Raw genomic sequence first — 15712 nt, forward strand, 5'->3', positions numbered from 1 at the left:
CTGGTCCCGTGACCGCGAAGGAGAGTGAGTTCATGCAGGTGACCGTGCTTCAGAAGGCTCTGCTCCCGTGGCAGGCGCGTGACGTCCTGGTGCAGGGAGCGTCCGCCCTCGGCGGGGTGGTGACGCTCGCAGGCGAGGCCGCTCGGCTGCGCACGGCCCCCGAGCTCGCCGCCGCATACCGCTGGGGACCCGAGCGCGTGGCGGACGCCGTCGAGCACGTCGACGTGGTGCGGTTCGTGATGGACCCCATGATGTCCTTGACGGCGCCCCGTGACGTCGGCCCGGTCCCGTGGCCGCACTACTCGACCGGCTTCCTCGCGAGCGAGCACCTCGTGCGCGCCTGGATGCTGGACCGCACCCGCTACCCCGAGGGCGCCGAGTGCTGGCGCGTCCACGCCGACGGACGACAGGAGCTGGTGAGCGTCTACGACGGCAGTGCCCGCGGATGGCGCGGCGCCCAGGCGTACGCACCGCCGAACCACCTGGTCGGCCCGCGCGCCCGTTGGAACGGGACAGAGTACGCGGCCGACGTCCTGGAGTCGGGCGCGATCGAGCTGATCGCCGTCGGACCCGACGCGCCCGACGGCTTCACCTCGGCGCGGCCCATGATCTGGACGCGGCAGGTCCCCGCCGCCGAGTGTGACGTGGTGCAGAGCCCGGTGCTCCAGGGCACCTGGCGCGGCACGCCCGTCCGAGTAATCGACAAGGCCGGCGAGCAGGTGCGACTCCTCCTCCAGGAACCCACCGCAGCCGACGTCGAGCGCACGGGAGCGGCCGAGGTCGAGCCAGGCATCTTCGAGGTCGAGGCCCCCGTCAGCGAGCTCGCCGATCTCAACGCCTACGTGCGTCAGCTCGCCTGACGCACGCGTCCCCTCACGAGGGGACCAGGGGCGCGCCGCGGGAGAGTGCGACCCGCGGCGTCAGGCCCGGGCGCGGCGAACGAGCAACCCGAGGGCATGCTGCACCGTCTGCGCGAGGACCTCGGGCGGGCCACCGGGGAAGTGCTTCTCCTCGGTCTCGGTGAGTGCGTCCTTCGTGACGGCGAACCACACGGTGCCCGGCGGTCGGCCGTCCTGACCCTCCGGCCCGCCCGCGCCGGTCACGGCGACCACGAGATCAGCCTCGAGCAGCTCGGCGGTCGACTCGGCCATCGCCCTGGCGGAGGTCTCGCTCACCACCGGGCCCTCGGGGACGCGCAGCAGCCCGTGCTTGACCTCACGCCCGTACGCGACCACGCCGCCGCGGAACCAGTCCGCGCTGCCCTCCGCCGCGCCGAGACGCGAGGCCAGGGCCCCCGCGGTGAGCGACTCCGCGCACGCGACCGACAGCCCGCGCTCAGCAGCCAGCGCCGCGAGCTCGCTGCTCAGCTGCTGTGAACGCTCGGATCCCTGCGTGACGTCGTCGGCCATACGGTTCTCCTCCCGGTGCGGTGACGGCGACGTTATCGCGGCCGCACGCCACCGGCACCTGGAAGGAGCAGCGCCTCAGCGCCCCTGGAGCGCGTCGAGCGCGACCGTCATCGCGGCGGCGACCCGACCGTCGACGCGGCCACCGGGCAGCGTGACGAGGTAGCGGTCGCGCAGGGAGAACTTGCGCTCGACCGACATCACGAGGTTGCCCTGAGGATCGTGGTAGTCGAAGTGGAAAGCGATCGGCACGTCGACGAACCGGCGCACGAGGGCGAGCGCCTGGTTGCGCTCCTGCCCCACCGCGCTGATCCCCGCGGCGTCCAGGTGCCACGTCGAGCGCAGCAGCGACTTGGCGAAGTCCTTGCGGAACGCGCCGATCGGCGTGCCCGCGGCGTCGGTGACGTCGTACGTCGCGCCGAGGTCCATCATCTGCCGCGCGCGGAACCCGAACACGGGCGTGCTGCGGGCGTCGTCGGAGTAGAACGTCACCTGCTCCTTGAACGCCATACGCTTCTGCTGCGCGACGGCGAGCAGCGCACCCTCCTGCCCGTCGGGCCCGACGGCGTGGATGGCGTAGCGGTTCACCATCATGGTGATCTTCTGGTGCACCGCGAACTGCTGGATCCCTGCGAGCGCGTTCATCTGTTTCCTTCTCTGACGACGACGGTGGTCATGATCTTGTCGGCAAAAGTCTGGCGCTGGGTGTCCCACAGCGGCCAGAGGTAGCCGAGGTACAACGGGGCGTCCGCCACGTGCGCGATCTCGCGCAGGAAGACCGTTCCGCGGCCCACCGGCTGACCGGTCGTCTGGCTGACGAGCCGGATGCCCAGGACCTTCTTGCCGACGCTCTGGCCGGTCGTGCCCTGGCGGTGGATGCGGTTCCAGAACCACAGGGCGACGTACAGCACGCCGCCGACGACCAGGGCGACGTACCCCGGACCGGACGGCTCCGACGTCGGCTCGCGGAAAGCATGCTCGGTGACCTCAGAGGTGACGATCGCGAAGATGAAGAACAGCCACGGCACGAACGCCACGACGGCGGAGTCGATGAGCGTCGCGAGCACGCGCTGGCCCCAGCTGGCGTAGGCGGGGCCCTGCGGTGCGGGGTAGGGCTGGCTGTAGGGCGAGGCGGGCTGGCCGTAGGGGTGCTGCGAGTCGGACGACATCCGGAGACCTCTCTCGTCGGTGGGTTTTGTCCCGCCCGAGCATAGGGCCCACCGGTCAGCGCGCACGGTGGGAGAAGATGGAGGTCGTCACCGAAGGAGCGTCCGTGCGCAGCATCGCCCAGATCCTCACGACCACCCGCGTGCTGTGGCCGTACTACGCGGGCATCGTCGTGTGCTCGCTGCTGACGGCCGCGACCGCGCTCGTCACCCCGTTCATCCTCAAGGAGGCGACCGACGCCGTCGTCGCCGTCGCCTCGGGCGGCCCGGCCGACGGCGTCGTGCGGACGGTCGTGTGGCTCGCCGTCGCGCTGCTGGTGGCCGACGTCGTGAACTCGACCGTGCAGAACGTCGGCGGGTACCTCGGGGACGTGATGGCCGCGCGCATGCGCCAGATGCTCTCCACGCGGTACTTCGCCAAGCTGCTCGGCCTGCCGCAGCGGTACTTCGACAACCAGGTCACGGGCGCGATCATCAGCCGTCTGTCCCGGTCCATCACCGAGACCACGAGCTTCCTGGGGAACTTCGCCAACAACTTCTTCCCGATGCTGCTCACGGTCGTCGCGGTCCTCGTGATCAGTGCGGGGTACTCGTGGCCGCTCGCGCTGCTGCTCGCGCTCATCTTCCCCGTGTACATGGGGCTCACAGCGATGACGAGCAAGCGCTGGCAGGTCCTCGAGGGAGAGAAGAACGAGCAGGTCGACCTCGCGGGCGGGCGGTTCGCCGAGGTGATCGGGCAGATCAACGTCGTCAAGAGCTTCGTCGCCGAGCGGCGCGAGCTGAGCCTCTTCGGCCGTCGCTACGCCCGGACGGTCGCGACCACGCGCGTGCAGTCGCGCTACTGGCACGTCATGGACGCGATCCGGCGGGCGTTCCTCAACGTCGTGTTCTTCGGGATCTACGTGATCCTGTTCGTCCGTACCGCGCAAGGCGTGTTCTCGGTCGGCGACATGGTCCTGCTCATCACGCTCGTGGGCATGGCGAAGACGCCCGTGCAGATGATGAGCTACCTGATCGACACCGCGCAGCGCGCGATCGCCGGCAGCCGCGACTACTTCGACGTCATGGCCGAGCCCGCGGACCGCGATGAGCCGCTTCTGCTGGCCGCCGATGGCGAAGCAGACCTGGGCGGGGCAGAGCGGGAGACGCCGGGGGCGACGAGCGACGTCGTCGGCCCTCCGGTCGCCCTGCCCGACGGCGTTCCGGTCCTCGAGCTCGACGGCGTCACGTTCGCGTACGAGGAGGGCCACGACGTCCTGCGGGACGTGTCCTTCCGGGTGCGCCGCGGCGAGCGCGTGGCGCTCGTCAGCGAGAGCGGCGGGGGTAAGACCACGCTGGTGAGCCTGTTGCTCGGGTTCTACCGGCCGACGGGCGGGCGGCTTCTCCTCGGGGGCCAAGACATCGCGGACCTGCCGCTGGCCGAGGTCCGGCGCCGCGTCGCCGTCGTCTTCCAGGACGCGTCCCTGTTCTCCGGGACCATCCGCGAGAACATCGCCTACGGGCGCGAGGACGCAAGCGAGGCCGACGTCGTGCGCGCGGCCGAGCGGGCCCACGCGGCGCCGTTCATCGCGGGGTTCGCGGACGGCTATGACGCGACCATCGGGGAGCGCGGGCTCAAGCTGTCGGGCGGGCAGAAGCAGCGGATCGCCGTGGCCCGAGCCATGCTCAAGGACGCGCCCGTGCTGGTGCTGGACGAGGCGACATCGGCCCTCGACACGAAGTCCGAGCGCCTGGTCCAGCTCGGGCTCGACGAGCTCATGGCGGACCGCACGACGCTGATCATCGCGCACCGGCTCTCGACGATCTCCGCGGTGGACACAATCGTGACCCTGCGCGACGGGCGGGTGGACGAGGTCGGCAGCCCCGACGAGCTGGCCGTCACCGGCGGCATCTACTCGGAGCTGCTCGCGCTGCAGGCGTCGGCGTCGCGCAAGGACCGCAAGCGCCTCCGGGACTTCGGGATTCTCGGCTAGCGCTACTGGCGCTGCTGGCGTGGGCGGGCGTCGACGGGCACCGCGATCAGACCGCACAGGCCGTCCGCGTAGCGCAGCCGGCGCGGGTGCCACAGCGGCCGCAGGCCGAGGGTGAGGGCGTCGAGCGTCTCGCACTCGAGGTAGCGGAACGCGCCGCTCGCGCCGGGGGCGGTACGGGTCGCCTCGTCGACGAGGGCGAAGCGCGCGACCGTGCACCCGAGGGTCTGTCCGCTCGCGCCGAGCGCGCCGACATGGTTGAGGAGCGCCGCGGTGAGGCCAGCAGCGTAGGCGGCGGCGACGGCGAGAATCACGGACGTGTCGACGACGGGGCCGTCGCTCAGCAGCGTGGGGAGGGAGAAGACGAGCAAGGCGAGGCCGGCCGATCCGAGGGTCAGGACGGCGTCCACGACATCGGCGACCGAGCGTCGCCACCAGCGGACCTCGCTGACCGGACCGTGCGCGTCCGAGGGAGCAGCGTCGTCTGCGGGGTCGGTCAGGGCGTAGAACGCGGCGTAGGCGTCGTCGGGCATGGGACTGCTCTCCACGGGGCTGGCCACCACGGGGCGGATCTCCCAAGGTGAGGACGCCTATCGTGGCGGGTCGGGGAGCGAGGCGTCAACGCTCCGGTGCCGCGTCGGCGTGCGCGTCCTCGGGCGGCTCCCAGCGCAGGAGGTCCCCGGGCTGGCAGTCGAGCGCGACGCACAGCGCGTCGAGCGTGCTGAACCGGACGGCCTTGGCGCGGCCGTTCTTGAGGACCGCGAGGTTGGCGGGGGTGATCCCGACGCGCTCGGCCAGCTCGCCCACGGACATCTTGCGGCGCGCGAGCATGACGTCGATGTCGACGACGATCGGCATCAGATCACCTCGTCGAGCTCGGCCTGCAGGGTGGTCGCCGTCGCGTCGAGCGCGACCGCCTTGGCGAGCAGCGCGCGCATGACGAGCATGAGCAGCGCGATGCCAGCCGTCCCCACGCCGCCGACGACGACGAGCAGCACCACGCCGGGCGGCACCTCCTCGCCGGGCGCGAGGATGAACGACAGCACGACGGCGAGCAGGGTCGCGCCGATCGCGGCACCGATGATCACATCGACGTACCGGAAGGCCGCGGGGCTGAACACCGTCTCCCGGCGCACCATGGTGAGCAGCCGCCAGATGCACACGAGGGCGACCTCGACCAGCAGGAGGCCGAGGAACCCGATGATCGCGACCGGCACCTGGACCGGCGAGGAGGAGAGGTCCTCGCGGGTGTCGAAGGCGATGGCGGGCAGGACGACGACCTGGATCGCGACGAGGCCCAGGAACATCAGGACGATGACCCCGCGCAGCGCGAGGATGGCAAGGCGATTCATGGCGGGCTCCCGGTTCGATCTATCGAATATCGATAGTAGCGGACGCGTGGCCGATCGACGAGCCCCAAGGAATGTGCGAAATCTGTCGCCGCGGGCAGCAGGGAGTGCGCATTCCTCCGAAGGGCGGGGCGGGCTAGGGTCGCGGCATGAGCCAGCGCCCCCTGATCGGTGTCATGCTGCCCCGCGACCTGCGCGGCGACCTCGCCCGCGACTTCGCCCGGACCGCGGAGCGGCTCGGGTTCGACGAGCTGTGGATCGTGGAGGATCTCGGTTTTCGCGGCGGGGTGGCGCAGGCGGCCGCCGTGCTCGGGTGGACCGAGCGGATCCGCGTCGGGATCGGGATCCTGCCCGTCGCCGCGCGCAACACGGCCTTCGCGGCGATGGAGGTCGCGACGCTCGCCGACCTCTTCCCGGGACGGCTCGACGTCGGGCTCGGCCACGGCATCGAGGGCTGGATGCGCGAGGCCGGTTGCTGGCCGGAGCGGCCGCTGACGTTCCTCAAGGAGCACGCCACCGCCCTGCGCGCCCTCGTCGCAGGCGAGCGCGGCGCCGGCACGCGGCTCGACCCGAGCGTCGTGCCGAGCGAGGTCCCCCCGATCCTCTTCGGCGTGCGGGGGCCGAAGTCCCTCGCCGCGTCGGGTCGCCTCGCGGACGGCACGATCCTCGCGGAGCCGGCCACCCCCGAGTACGTCCGCACCTCGCTCGGCCTCATCGACCCCGCCGGCCCGCACCGCGTCATCGCCTACAACGTGGGGGCGGTCTCCGACGACGCCGCGGAAGCCCTGCGTCTCGCTCGCCCCGCGCTCGAGTGGATCGGCGAGCCCGACTGGGCCGTGCACGTCGCCGACCTGCCCTTCCGTGAGGAGTTCGAGGCGCTGCGTGCCCACAGTGCCACCCGCGCCGAGTTTGCCGCAGCACTGCCCGACGCGTGGGTCGAGGAGCTGGCGCTCGCGGGCACGCCGGCGCAGGTGCGGGCGCGGATCGAGGCGCTCGGCGAGGCCGGCGTGACGTCGAGCATCTTCATCCCGGCAGGCGCGGACCCGCTCGCGGCGCTGGAGAGCCTCGCGCGGGTGCTGTGACGGGGCGCGGGGGAGGTGGGGAATACGCACCCCCGCGTAAAGGTTGAGCCAGTCAGACTCAAGTTTGAGCCCGCCGGCTTGCATCACCAGGACGGCCGACGCAGACTTGAGTGACACAGACTCAACCGCACGTCCTGATGGAGGCATCAACTCATGGCACGAGCCGTCGGTATCGACCTGGGCACCACCAACTCCGTGGTGTCCGTCCTCGAGGGTGGCGAGCCCACCGTCATCGCGAACGCCGAGGGCGCCCGCACGACCCCCTCGGTCGTCGCGTTCTCGAAGGCCGGCGAGGTTCTCGTCGGCGAGATCGCCAAGCGTCAGGCGGTCACCAACGTCGACCGCACCATCAGCTCGGTCAAGCGCCACATGGGCACCGACTGGTCGCAGGAGATCGACGACAAGAAGTACTCCGCGCAGGAGATCAGCGCCCGCGTGCTCGGCAAGCTGAAGCGCGACGCCGAGGAGTACCTGGGCGAGCCCGTCACGGACGCGGTCATCACCGTTCCCGCCTACTTCAACGACGCCGAGCGTCAGGCGACCAAGGACGCCGGCCAGATCGCCGGCCTGAACGTCCTGCGCATCGTCAACGAGCCCACCGCGGCCGCGCTCGCGTACGGCCTGGAGAAGGGCAAGGAGGACGAGCTCATCCTGGTCTTCGACCTGGGCGGCGGCACGTTCGACGTCTCGCTCCTCGAGGTCGGCAAGGATGAGGACGACTTCTCCACCATCCAGGTGCGCGCCACCTCGGGTGACAACCGCCTCGGTGGCGACGACTGGGACAACCGGATCGTCGAGCACCTCATCAAGGAGGTCAAGAACTCCTCCGGCGTCGACCTGTCCAAGGACAAGATCGCGCTGCAGCGTCTGCGGGAGGCGGCGGAGCAGGCCAAGAAGGAGCTCTCCTCGGCCAACAGCACCAACATCTCGATGCAGTACCTGTCGATGAGCGAGAACGGCCCCATCCACCTGGACAGCAAGCTCACGCGCGCGCAGTTCCAGCAGATGACGCAGGACCTCATCGACCGGACCAAGACGCCGTTCCACGCGGTCATCCGCGACGCCGGCATCTCCGTCAACGACATCGACCACGTGGTCCTCGTCGGTGGCTCGACCCGCATGCCCGCCGTCGCGGACGTCGTGCGCGAGCTCACCGGTGGCAAGGAGCCCAACAAGTCCGTGAACCCGGACGAGGTCGTCGCCGTCGGCGCCGCGCTGCAGGCCGGTGTCATCAAGGGTGAGCGCAAGGACGTGCTGCTCATCGACGTCACCCCCCTGAGCCTCGGGATCGAGACCAAGGGCGGCGTCATGACCAAGCTGATCGAGCGCAACACCGCGATCCCGACCAAGCGCAGCGAGGTGTTCTCCACCGCCGAGGACAACCAGCCGTCGGTGCTGATCCAGGTGTTCCAGGGTGAGCGCGAGTTCGCCCGCGACAACAAGCCGCTCGGCACCTTCGAGCTCACGGGCATCGCCCCGGCGCCCCGCGGCATGCCGCAGATCGAGGTCACCTTCGACATCGACGCCAACGGCATCGTGCACGTGTCCGCCAAGGACCGCGGCACCGGCAAGGAGCAGTCGATGACCATCACCGGTGGCTCCGCGCTGCCGAAGGAGGACATCGACCGCATGGTCCGCGAGGCCGAGGAGCACGCGGCCGAGGACAAGGCGCGTCGCGAGGAGGCCGAGGTCCGCAACCAGGCCGAGGCGTTCGCCTACTCGACCGAGAAGCTGCTCAAGGACAACGACGAGAAGCTGTCCGACGACGTCAAGACCGAGGTCTCCGCTGCGGTGGCCGAGCTCAAGACGGCGCTCGAGGGCGACGACATCGCCGAGGTCAAGGCGAAGAACGAGCACCTGTCCACGGTGGCCCAGAAGATCGGCGAGGCGCTCTACGCGCAGCAGGCTGAGGCCCCCGAGGGCGAGGCGCCCGGCGCCGAGCAGCCGGCCGCGTCGTCCGACGAGGACGTCGTGGACGCCGAGATCGTGGACGACGAGGAGAACAAGTGACGCCCCCCGAGAACCCCGAGGAGCGCGACGGCCCCGCCTTCGAGTTCCACGACAACCGACGCATCGACCCGACCACCGGTCAGCCGCGCGAGGCGGCGGACTCCTCCGAGGCGCCCGAGGGCACCCCGGAGGACCCGCTCGCCGCGCTCGACTTCGAGCCCGAGGGCGTCAGCCCCGAGCTCGACGAGGCCCAGCGCCTCGCCGCCGAGCGCCTCGAGGACCTGCAGCGGGAGCGGGCGAGCTTCACCAACTACCGCAACCGCTCGATCCGCGACCAGGAGGCCGCACGTGCCCGGGGCGTCGAGGACGTCCTGAACGCGCTGCTCCCCGTGCTGGACGACGTCGACCGGGCGCGTCAGGCCGGAGAGCTCGCGGGCCCGTTCGCCGCGATCGCCGAGAAGCTCGACGGCGCACTCGCGCGCTTCGGTGTCGAGCGGTTCGGCGTGGTCGGCGAGGAGTTCGACCCGACCTTCCACGAAGCCCTCATGCACGAGGAGTCCGCGGAGGTCGAGACGGCGACGATCAAGCACGTGATCGAGCCGGGCTACCGGATCGGGGAGCGCGTCGTGCGCGCGGCGCGTGTCGCCGTCGTCGGCCCCGCGTCCTAGCCTGACCACACCCGCGCGCTGTCGTGCGCCCCTCGTGAGGGGCGCACGACAGCGTCGGTGCGAGACCATCAGTACCCCGCATCATCCGTCCGGGTAGCCGGACCACCGAAGGAGCCGCAGTTGACCGGCCAGGACTGGCTCGAGAAGGACTTCTACGCGGCGCTCGGCGTGCCCAAGGACGCCGACCAGACCGCGATCAAGAAGGCCTACCGCAAGCTCGCGCGGCAGCACCACCCCGATCACAACGCGGGTGACGACAAGGCTGAGACGCGCTTCAAGGAGATCGGCGAGGCTTATGCCGTGCTCTCCGACCCGGAGCAGCGCGGTCAGTACGACGCGATCCGCGCCATGGCGGGCGGGGGACCGCGCTTCGCAGCCGGGCGCGGCGGTCCGAGCGCCGGCGGCGCGGGCGGGTTCGAGGACCTGTTCGGTGGCATGTTCGGCGGGGGCGCGCCCACGGGCCGCACCAGCTACCCGGGAGGCAGCGGCGCAGGCACGGGTGGTGGCGGCTTCGAGGACATCCTCGGCGGCTTGTTCGGCGGCGGCGGCCGCGGCGCCGGTTTCCGTCCCAACCCCCGAGCGGCCCGAGGAGCGGACATCAACGCGACGACCACGCTCGCCTTCCGCTCGGCCGTCGAGGGCTCGACCGTGAGCCTCGACGTCGAGGGCCGCAAGGTCACGACCCGCATCCCCGCGGGAGTGCGGGACGGTCAGAAGATCCGCCTGCGCGGCAAGGGGCGGCCCGGCTCCGCCGGTGGTGAGGCAGGCGACCTCAACATCACCGTCCGCGTGCAGCCCCACCCCGTCTTCACGCTCGACGGCAAGGACCTGCGGATCACGGCACCGGTCACCTTCGACGAGGCCGCGCTCGGTGCCGAGATCGAGGTGCCGACGCTCGACGGGCAGCGCGTCCGGCTGAAGGTGCCCGCCGGCACGCCGTCGGGGCGCGTCATGCGCGTCAAGGGCCGCGGAGTTCAGGCGACCTCCGGGGCGGGCGACCTGCTCGTCAGCGTCCAGGTGGTCGTGCCGCAGAAGCTCGACGGCAAGGCGCGCAAGGCGGTCGAGGCCTTTGCCGCGGCCACGCGGGACGCCGACGTCCGAGCCGACCTGATCGCCCGCGCCCAGGAGTGAGACCACCGAGGAGGTCCCCGCGATGAGGCAGCAGCCCGCCGACCCGGCGGACCAGCCGATCTACCCCATCTCCCAGGCCGCAGCGCTCGCGGGGATGCACCCTCAGACGCTGCGCCAGTACGACCGCCTCGGGCTGGTCGTGCCCAGCCGCACCGCCGGGCGCGGGCGCCGGTACACACCGCGCGACGTCGCCCGCCTGCGCGCGGTGCAGCACCTCAGCCAGGTCGAGGGCATCAACCTCGCGGGCATCCGGCGCATCCTGGACCTCGACGACGAGGTCCTCGAGCTGCGTGGCCGGCTCGAGCGGCTCGAAGCGGCCCTGACCCCCGGGCACCGCGTGTTCGCGGCCGACGCGACGGGTGACATCGTGGCCCTGCCGCGCGGCAAGCGGCACGTCCGCACCCGGAGCGCCGGCGCGCTCGTCCTGTGGCGTCCGCGCGGCTGAGCCGGGAAAGCCGTCCGCGCGGATCAGCCGCGCAGCGAGCTCAGGAGGTCGGGGACGTCCATGACCGCGCCCGGCAGCTGCTCGATCCACACGCGGGCCGGGTTGCGCATGACCCGTGCCTGCCGGGACTCGCTCGTGAACGGCACCACGCGGCGTCGGACCTCGTCGATCCGGTCACCGAGCTGCTCGTCGCGCCGTACCAGGACCACGAAGAGCCCGTCGTCTACGTTCGCCATCGGGTGCCCTGCGCCGAAGACGGCCGTCAGGGAGTCGCCGACCGCCGCCGCGCGCTCGAAGCGCTCCGGAGCCCGCAGGCCGGTCAGCCCGACGTCGACGACCAGCAGCGCCCACGGCTCGGGCTGGAGGTAGGTCTCGCGCACCCGGGCGCGCAGGTACTCGAGGGTGAACAGGCCCGAGAGCGGGTCGACGAGGACTGGCTGCACCGCCGCGGTCTCGAGCACCTCGACCCATCCCTCGGCTGCCGCGCGCGTGACGTCCGGCGGCGGGGTCGTGCCGAGCACCGCGTAGGCGTGCGCGAGGTCCTCGAGCGTCTCGCCGATGCCGACCCCCTGCACGGCGCGCGCCGATCCCAGCCGGGCAGCGCGAGGCAGCGGGTCGCACCCGGTGACGAGCGCCTCCGCGAACGCCTCGGCCGCAGGGTGGGGCCAGTCGCCCGCGTTGCGCCAGCTCGTCCCGACGCTGAGGTCGTGCCAGGTCTGGAGCAGGACGAGCGCCTCGGCGACGTCCGTGCCCGCGGGGCCGGCGTGCGGGCAGGCGTCTCGGCGCGGGCACCGGGCGCAGCCGGTCGCTGCCCCGCCCGCGTCCGCCCGTGGGCGGCCGCCCGACGCCGAGATGTTCATGTGGGAGGAGAGTACCCGCGGGGGACTTTATGACGCCGGTGTCCTGAACTTCGCCCGGTCGTGCTTTGACGGGCACCACGCGGACACCGATGATTGCGGGACAGCACACGGCCGCCCCACGGGTGGCTGCGACCGGGGGAGGCTCTGTGAGCGTGGACGCCGACGACGGCGACGGCTTCGCGAGCGATCCCGTGCTCATCACCTCGGCGCGCCGGGGGGACGCCGCAGCCTTCGGCGCACTGTTCGCCCGGCACGCCGACGCCGCACGTCGCGTCGCCCGGCAGTACGTTCCCGTGGACGACGTCGAGGACGTCGTCGCGGAGGCGTTCGCCAACGTCCTGTCGGTGCTGCGCGGAGGGGGCGGCCCCGACGCTGCCTTCCGGGCCTACCTGTTCACCGTCGTGCGGCACGTCGCCTACCGCAGCACCGCTGGCGCGGGAAGGGTGCGTCCCTCCGAGGACGAGCACGTCTTCGAGTCCGCGATCGGGCCGCTCGCCTCGGTCGAGGACCCCGCGCTCAAGGCGTTCGAGAGCACGACGGTCGCCAAGGCCTACCTGTCCCTCCCCGAGCGCTGGAGATCCGTCCTCTGGTACACGGACGTCGAGGGTGCCAAGCCAGCGTCCCTCACCGAGGTCTTCGGGCTCACCGCGAACGGGGTCGCGGCGCTCGCCTACCGTGCGCGCGAGGGCCTGCGCCAGGCCTACCTGCGGGAGCACCGCGGCAGCATCGTGGATCCGGAGTGCCGGCAGACCACCGAGCTGCTCGGCGGCTACGTACGCGGCGCGCTGTCCCGGCGGGAGCGGACCGTCGTCTCCGAGCACCTGACCGGCTGCACGCACTGCCGGGGCGTCGTCGAGGAGCTCTCGGACGTCGCGCAGGGCATGCGGACGGTCATCGCCCCGCTCGTCCTGGGCGTCGCGGGGACGGCGGCCCTCGGTCTCGGTTGGCCGGTCTTCGGCGCCGTGGACGAGGCGGCACCCGAGTCGCAGCCGTCGCCGACGGCGCCCACCGCGTCGCGTCGGCCGGCGTTCCTGAGCCAGGGCGTGCTCGCGCTCGTCGCCGGTGCCCTCGCCACGGTCGTGATCGGTGGCGGGGTGCTGGCGCTCGCGGTGCACCGCGGCGACGTCGCGCTGCCGTGGGCGTCCTCGACGACCCGCGCGTCGTCGAACCACGTGGGCGACGAGCACGGCAACCCACCTGAGCCGCTGGTCAGCGCGAGCGGAGCCGACCTGTCGGTGCGGTTCGAGGCGCGCGGGAACCTCGAGATCGCCGAGGCAGGCGCGCCGCTGATGCTGTGCGACGGCGACGGAGGCTCCGACGCTGCCGGGTCGGACTGCGCCAAGGCACTCGCGGGCGAGCTCGACAACCACCGCGTGGCCATGGTGGGAGTCAACGACGACCCGCGCTCAGCAGGAGGAGTGTCGTCCTCGACCACCGTCGACGTGCCCGAGGGCGCGACCGTCCGGTTCGCTGGGCTGTACTGGTCCGCCCCGTACGAGGGTGCTGCCTCCAACGCTCTGGGCGTCGCGCACCTGCGCGCACCAGGCGACGACTACCACCAGGTGATCGCTGAGCAGGTGGTGGCGGTCACCGGGGGCCGGAGCCTGCGGTACGGGGCGTTCGCGGACGTCACCCAGCAGGTCGCCACGGGCGGGGGCGGGACGTGGTCGCTGGCCGACGCCGTCGTCGCGGACCTGGACTCGTCGCCCAGCAACGCCTACGCCGGCTGGGCGCTCGTCGTCGTGTACGAGCAGCAGACGCTGCCCGACGCGGGCGTGATCGTGTGGGACGGGATGGCGCCGCTCATCCCCGGGGGTCGCGACACGGTGGCGCTGACTGCGGCCAGCCGGCCCGGGGCGGACGGCAGGCTCGGCGTCGTCGCCTTCGAGGGCGACCGGGGGCTCGCCGGTGAGGCGATGGTCTTCAACGGCGCCGACGTCGGCGGCCCGAACGTGTTCGACTCGACCGCCCGCGGCTGGTCCGGGTCGACGCTGGGGACCGACGTGAAGGCCTTCCCGGTGGGCCCGGTGCTCGCCGAGAACGCGATCGAGCTGGTCACGACGTCCGACGGCTTCGTCGTCGCGGCGATCACGCTCCGCACCCGGTAGCCACGCGGCGGACCGGGACCGCGACCTCCATGACAGGACCGACGTCGTCGTGCCCCCACGCAGGCAGGTAGACCTCCCGGTCGTCACCGCAGGGCTCTCCCGCCTCGAGGGCGCCCGCGCGCAGGTAGTCGTGGACGGACACGACGAACGGCTGTGCAACGGCCTCGGCCTGGGTGAGCGCGACGAAGACCTCGTCGTGGGCAGGCTCCACGGCGAGGGTGGTGGACACGGGCGGCCGCAGCGGAGCGGCGACGGGGACGTGAACCGACACTCGTCCCGGTCCCGACTCCGTCGCGCGCTCGTGGTAGGCCACGAACGGACTGCCCGCGAGGTCGCTGCTCTGCTCGTGCAGCACGCCGAACAGCATGGTCGTGGCGTCGCGGATCGTTGCGGGGAGGTCGCCCAGGGTGGCCACGCCGGTCCAGCGCAGCGTCAGCTGCTCCTGGACCTGGCGTGACTGGATCCCGACGTCCAGCGTGGGGCAGCCGGCGAGCACCGAGCGCGCGTAGGTTCCCGCAGCGAGCGTCTCGGCGAGCCTCTGCCTGCGGCCTGCCCAGACAGCGTCGAACGCGGAGACAGGATCGTCCGCGCCGAGCACCTCGCCGATCTGAGCGAGCGAGAGGTCGAGGGTGCGCAGGAGCGCGATCTGGCGTGCGGTGTCGACGGCGCCCGGCCGGAACTCCCGGTGCCCGGTGGCGGGGGCCCGCGTCATCGCGATCAGACCGCGGTCGGCATACAGCCGCACGGCCTTGGCGCTGAGACGGGCGGCCTGCGCTACCTGAAGCGTGGTCAGCGTGCTCATGACCATGACGTTAGGGGCTGCCCCAGGGGCAGGGGCAAGCAGGTGACGTCGACGTCCAGGCGTCTCAGACGCTGCCGTACAGCCGGTCGCCCGCGTCGCCCAGGCCCGGGACGATGTAGGCGTTCTCGTCGAGGCGCTCGTCGACGGCGGCCACGACGACCTTGACGTCGGCGCGCTCGCCGATGGCCTCCTCGAGGACCTTGAGGCCCTCGGGGGCGGCCAGCAGGCACACGGCGGTGACGTCGCGGGCGCCGCGCTCGAGCAGGTAGTTGATCGACGCGACCAGGGTGCCGCCGGTAGCGAGCATCGGGTCGAGCAGGAAGCACTGACGGCCGCTGAGGTCGTCCGGAAGACGGTTGGCGTAGGTGATCGCCTCGAGGGTCTCCTCGTCGCGCTGCATCCCGAGGAAGCCGACCTCTGCCGTGGGCAGCAGGCGCGTCATGCCGTCGAGCATGCCGAGGCCGGCGCGCAGGATCGGGACGACGAGCGGCTGCGGGTCGGCGATCCGGGTCCCCACCGTGTCCGTGACGGGCGTGGTGATCGGGTGCGGCTCGGTGCGCACCTCCCGCGTGGCCTCGTAGGCCAGGAGGGTCACGAGCTCGTCGACGAGGAGGCGGAACGTCGGGGACGCCGTCCGCTCGTTCCGCAGGACGGTGAGCTTGTGGGCGACGAGCGGGTGATCGGCAACGTGCAGGCGCATGCCCCCACGCTACCGCCCCGGCGCTCCCCCCTGTGCCCTGCCCCCACCCGTCCCCCTTCGCTGAGTGCACGCTGT

Annotated in this window: 17 protein-coding genes; 8 read left to right on the forward strand and 9 right to left on the reverse strand. The window is 72.0% G+C overall.

Translation table 11 applies throughout. The features are described 5' to 3' along the window. Nucleotides 1–8: 8 nt before the first annotated feature. The gene (locus BMZ30_RS00505) at nucleotides 9–860 is read left to right on the forward strand and encodes a hypothetical protein (RefSeq protein ID WP_093374166.1); all 852 of its coding nucleotides are present in this window, start codon (nucleotides 9–11) and stop codon (nucleotides 858–860) included. A 60-nt stretch (nucleotides 861–920) separates the two neighbouring features. Here the strand turns inward: BMZ30_RS00505 and BMZ30_RS00510 are convergent, their stop codons facing one another. The 3 genes from BMZ30_RS00510 to BMZ30_RS00520 all read right to left on the reverse strand — a co-directional run bounded on the left by BMZ30_RS00510 (nucleotide 921) and on the right by BMZ30_RS00520 (nucleotide 2575). Further along, complete coding sequence (locus tag BMZ30_RS00510; protein ID WP_093374167.1) at nucleotides 921–1409, reverse strand: CinA family protein; 489 nt, start codon at nucleotides 1407–1409, stop codon at nucleotides 921–923. 75 nt (nucleotides 1410–1484) lie between these two features. Then, complete coding sequence (locus tag BMZ30_RS00515; RefSeq protein ID WP_093374168.1) at nucleotides 1485–2051, reverse strand: LURP-one-related family protein; 567 nt, start codon at nucleotides 2049–2051, stop codon at nucleotides 1485–1487. Beyond that, entirely contained in the window at nucleotides 2048–2575 is a 528-nt protein-coding gene (locus tag BMZ30_RS00520) for an RDD family protein (protein ID WP_093374169.1), read from the reverse strand. The genes BMZ30_RS00515 and BMZ30_RS00520 overlap by 4 nt, the downstream gene beginning before the upstream one ends. A gap of 104 nt (nucleotides 2576–2679) precedes the next feature. On the opposite strand from BMZ30_RS00520, the gene BMZ30_RS00525 reads away from it, so the two are divergent. After that, nucleotides 2680–4545, forward strand: coding sequence for an ABC transporter ATP-binding protein (locus BMZ30_RS00525; RefSeq protein WP_093375590.1), 1866 nt, complete (start codon nucleotides 2680–2682; stop codon nucleotides 4543–4545). A 2-nt stretch (nucleotides 4546–4547) separates the two neighbouring features. Here BMZ30_RS00525 and BMZ30_RS00530 read toward each other — a convergent pair whose 3' ends face one another. The 3 genes from BMZ30_RS00530 to BMZ30_RS00540 all read right to left on the reverse strand — a co-directional run bounded on the left by BMZ30_RS00530 (nucleotide 4548) and on the right by BMZ30_RS00540 (nucleotide 5894). Next, nucleotides 4548–5090 carry an RDD family protein gene (locus BMZ30_RS00530; protein ID WP_177191233.1) on the reverse strand — a complete coding sequence of 181 codons (543 nt, stop codon included), beginning with the start codon at nucleotides 5088–5090 and terminating at the stop codon, nucleotides 4548–4550. A 70-nt stretch (nucleotides 5091–5160) separates the two neighbouring features. Then, nucleotides 5161–5400 (reverse strand): helix-turn-helix domain-containing protein, encoded by a 240-nt coding sequence (locus tag BMZ30_RS00535; protein WP_093374171.1) that lies wholly within the window; start codon nucleotides 5398–5400, stop codon nucleotides 5161–5163. Continuing rightward, nucleotides 5400–5894, reverse strand: a complete 495-nt coding sequence (locus BMZ30_RS00540) for a DUF2975 domain-containing protein (protein WP_093374172.1) — start codon at nucleotides 5892–5894, stop codon at nucleotides 5400–5402. Before BMZ30_RS00540 ends, BMZ30_RS00535 begins: the two co-directional genes overlap by 1 nt. Nucleotides 5895–6040: 146 nt before the next feature. Between BMZ30_RS00540 and BMZ30_RS00545 the strand changes: the two genes are divergently transcribed. The 5 genes from BMZ30_RS00545 to BMZ30_RS00565 all read left to right on the forward strand — a co-directional run bounded on the left by BMZ30_RS00545 (nucleotide 6041) and on the right by BMZ30_RS00565 (nucleotide 11167). After that, nucleotides 6041–6973 carry an LLM class flavin-dependent oxidoreductase gene (locus BMZ30_RS00545; RefSeq protein WP_093374173.1) on the forward strand — a complete coding sequence of 311 codons (933 nt, stop codon included), beginning with the start codon at nucleotides 6041–6043 and terminating at the stop codon, nucleotides 6971–6973. 153 nt (nucleotides 6974–7126) lie between these two features. Continuing rightward, nucleotides 7127–8983: a molecular chaperone DnaK gene (gene dnaK, locus BMZ30_RS00550; protein WP_093374174.1), complete on the forward strand. Its 1857-nt coding sequence runs from the start codon at nucleotides 7127–7129 to the stop codon at nucleotides 8981–8983. Continuing rightward, complete coding sequence (grpE, locus tag BMZ30_RS00555; RefSeq protein ID WP_093374175.1) at nucleotides 8980–9591, forward strand: nucleotide exchange factor GrpE; 612 nt, start codon at nucleotides 8980–8982, stop codon at nucleotides 9589–9591. Before dnaK ends, grpE begins: the two co-directional genes overlap by 4 nt. Before the next feature lie 120 nt (nucleotides 9592–9711). Further along, on the forward strand, nucleotides 9712–10722 hold the full coding sequence (locus tag BMZ30_RS00560; RefSeq protein WP_093374176.1) for a DnaJ C-terminal domain-containing protein: 1011 nt from the start codon (nucleotides 9712–9714) through the stop codon (nucleotides 10720–10722). A 22-nt stretch (nucleotides 10723–10744) separates the two neighbouring features. After that, nucleotides 10745–11167 carry a heat shock protein transcriptional repressor HspR gene (locus BMZ30_RS00565; protein WP_093374177.1) on the forward strand — a complete coding sequence of 141 codons (423 nt, stop codon included), beginning with the start codon at nucleotides 10745–10747 and terminating at the stop codon, nucleotides 11165–11167. Nucleotides 11168–11190: 23 nt separating this feature from the next. Here BMZ30_RS00565 and BMZ30_RS00570 read toward each other — a convergent pair whose 3' ends face one another. Further along, the gene (locus BMZ30_RS00570; RefSeq protein WP_093374178.1) at nucleotides 11191–12027 is read right to left on the reverse strand and encodes a hypothetical protein; all 837 of its coding nucleotides are present in this window, start codon (nucleotides 12025–12027) and stop codon (nucleotides 11191–11193) included. Between the two features lie 146 nt (nucleotides 12028–12173). On the opposite strand from BMZ30_RS00570, the gene BMZ30_RS00575 reads away from it, so the two are divergent. After that, complete coding sequence (locus tag BMZ30_RS00575) at nucleotides 12174–14135, forward strand: sigma-70 family RNA polymerase sigma factor (protein WP_177191234.1); 1962 nt, start codon at nucleotides 12174–12176, stop codon at nucleotides 14133–14135. Here the strand turns inward: BMZ30_RS00575 and BMZ30_RS00580 are convergent. Together BMZ30_RS00580 and upp are read right to left on the reverse strand one after the other, a co-directional pair. Beyond that, the gene (locus BMZ30_RS00580) at nucleotides 14116–14937 is read right to left on the reverse strand and encodes a MerR family transcriptional regulator (protein ID WP_177191235.1); all 822 of its coding nucleotides are present in this window, start codon (nucleotides 14935–14937) and stop codon (nucleotides 14116–14118) included. The genes BMZ30_RS00575 and BMZ30_RS00580 overlap by 20 nt on opposite strands. Nucleotides 14938–15001: 64 nt before the next feature. Continuing rightward, nucleotides 15002–15637 (reverse strand): uracil phosphoribosyltransferase, encoded by a 636-nt coding sequence (upp, locus tag BMZ30_RS00585; RefSeq protein WP_093374181.1) that lies wholly within the window; start codon nucleotides 15635–15637, stop codon nucleotides 15002–15004. Between the last annotated feature and the right edge of the window lie 75 nt (nucleotides 15638–15712).

The organism is Flavimobilis marinus, assembly GCF_900113055.1.
GTDB classification, from domain to species: Bacteria; Actinomycetota; Actinomycetes; order Actinomycetales; family Cellulomonadaceae; genus Flavimobilis; species Flavimobilis marinus.

Coding starts and splice junctions, on each gene's coding strand:
- BMZ30_RS00510 (WP_093374167.1), bottom strand. CDS start 1,409: ATGGCCGACGACGTCACGCAGGGATCCGAGCGTTCACAGCAGCTGAGC.
- BMZ30_RS00570 (WP_093374178.1), bottom strand. CDS start 12,027: ATGAACATCTCGGCGTCGGGCGGCCGCCCACGGGCGGACGCGGGCGGG.
- BMZ30_RS00515 (WP_093374168.1), bottom strand. CDS start 2,051: ATGAACGCGCTCGCAGGGATCCAGCAGTTCGCGGTGCACCAGAAGATC.
- BMZ30_RS00540 (WP_093374172.1), bottom strand. CDS start 5,894: ATGAATCGCCTTGCCATCCTCGCGCTGCGCGGGGTCATCGTCCTGATG.
- BMZ30_RS00545 (WP_093374173.1), top strand. CDS start 6,041: ATGAGCCAGCGCCCCCTGATCGGTGTCATGCTGCCCCGCGACCTGCGC.
- upp (WP_093374181.1), bottom strand. CDS start 15,637: ATGCGCCTGCACGTTGCCGATCACCCGCTCGTCGCCCACAAGCTCACC.
- BMZ30_RS00520 (WP_093374169.1), bottom strand. CDS start 2,575: ATGTCGTCCGACTCGCAGCACCCCTACGGCCAGCCCGCCTCGCCCTAC.
- BMZ30_RS00535 (WP_093374171.1), bottom strand. CDS start 5,400: ATGCCGATCGTCGTCGACATCGACGTCATGCTCGCGCGCCGCAAGATG.
- dnaK (WP_093374174.1), top strand. CDS start 7,127: ATGGCACGAGCCGTCGGTATCGACCTGGGCACCACCAACTCCGTGGTG.
- BMZ30_RS00565 (WP_093374177.1), top strand. CDS start 10,745: ATGAGGCAGCAGCCCGCCGACCCGGCGGACCAGCCGATCTACCCCATC.
- BMZ30_RS00580 (WP_177191235.1), bottom strand. CDS start 14,937: ATGAGCACGCTGACCACGCTTCAGGTAGCGCAGGCCGCCCGTCTCAGC.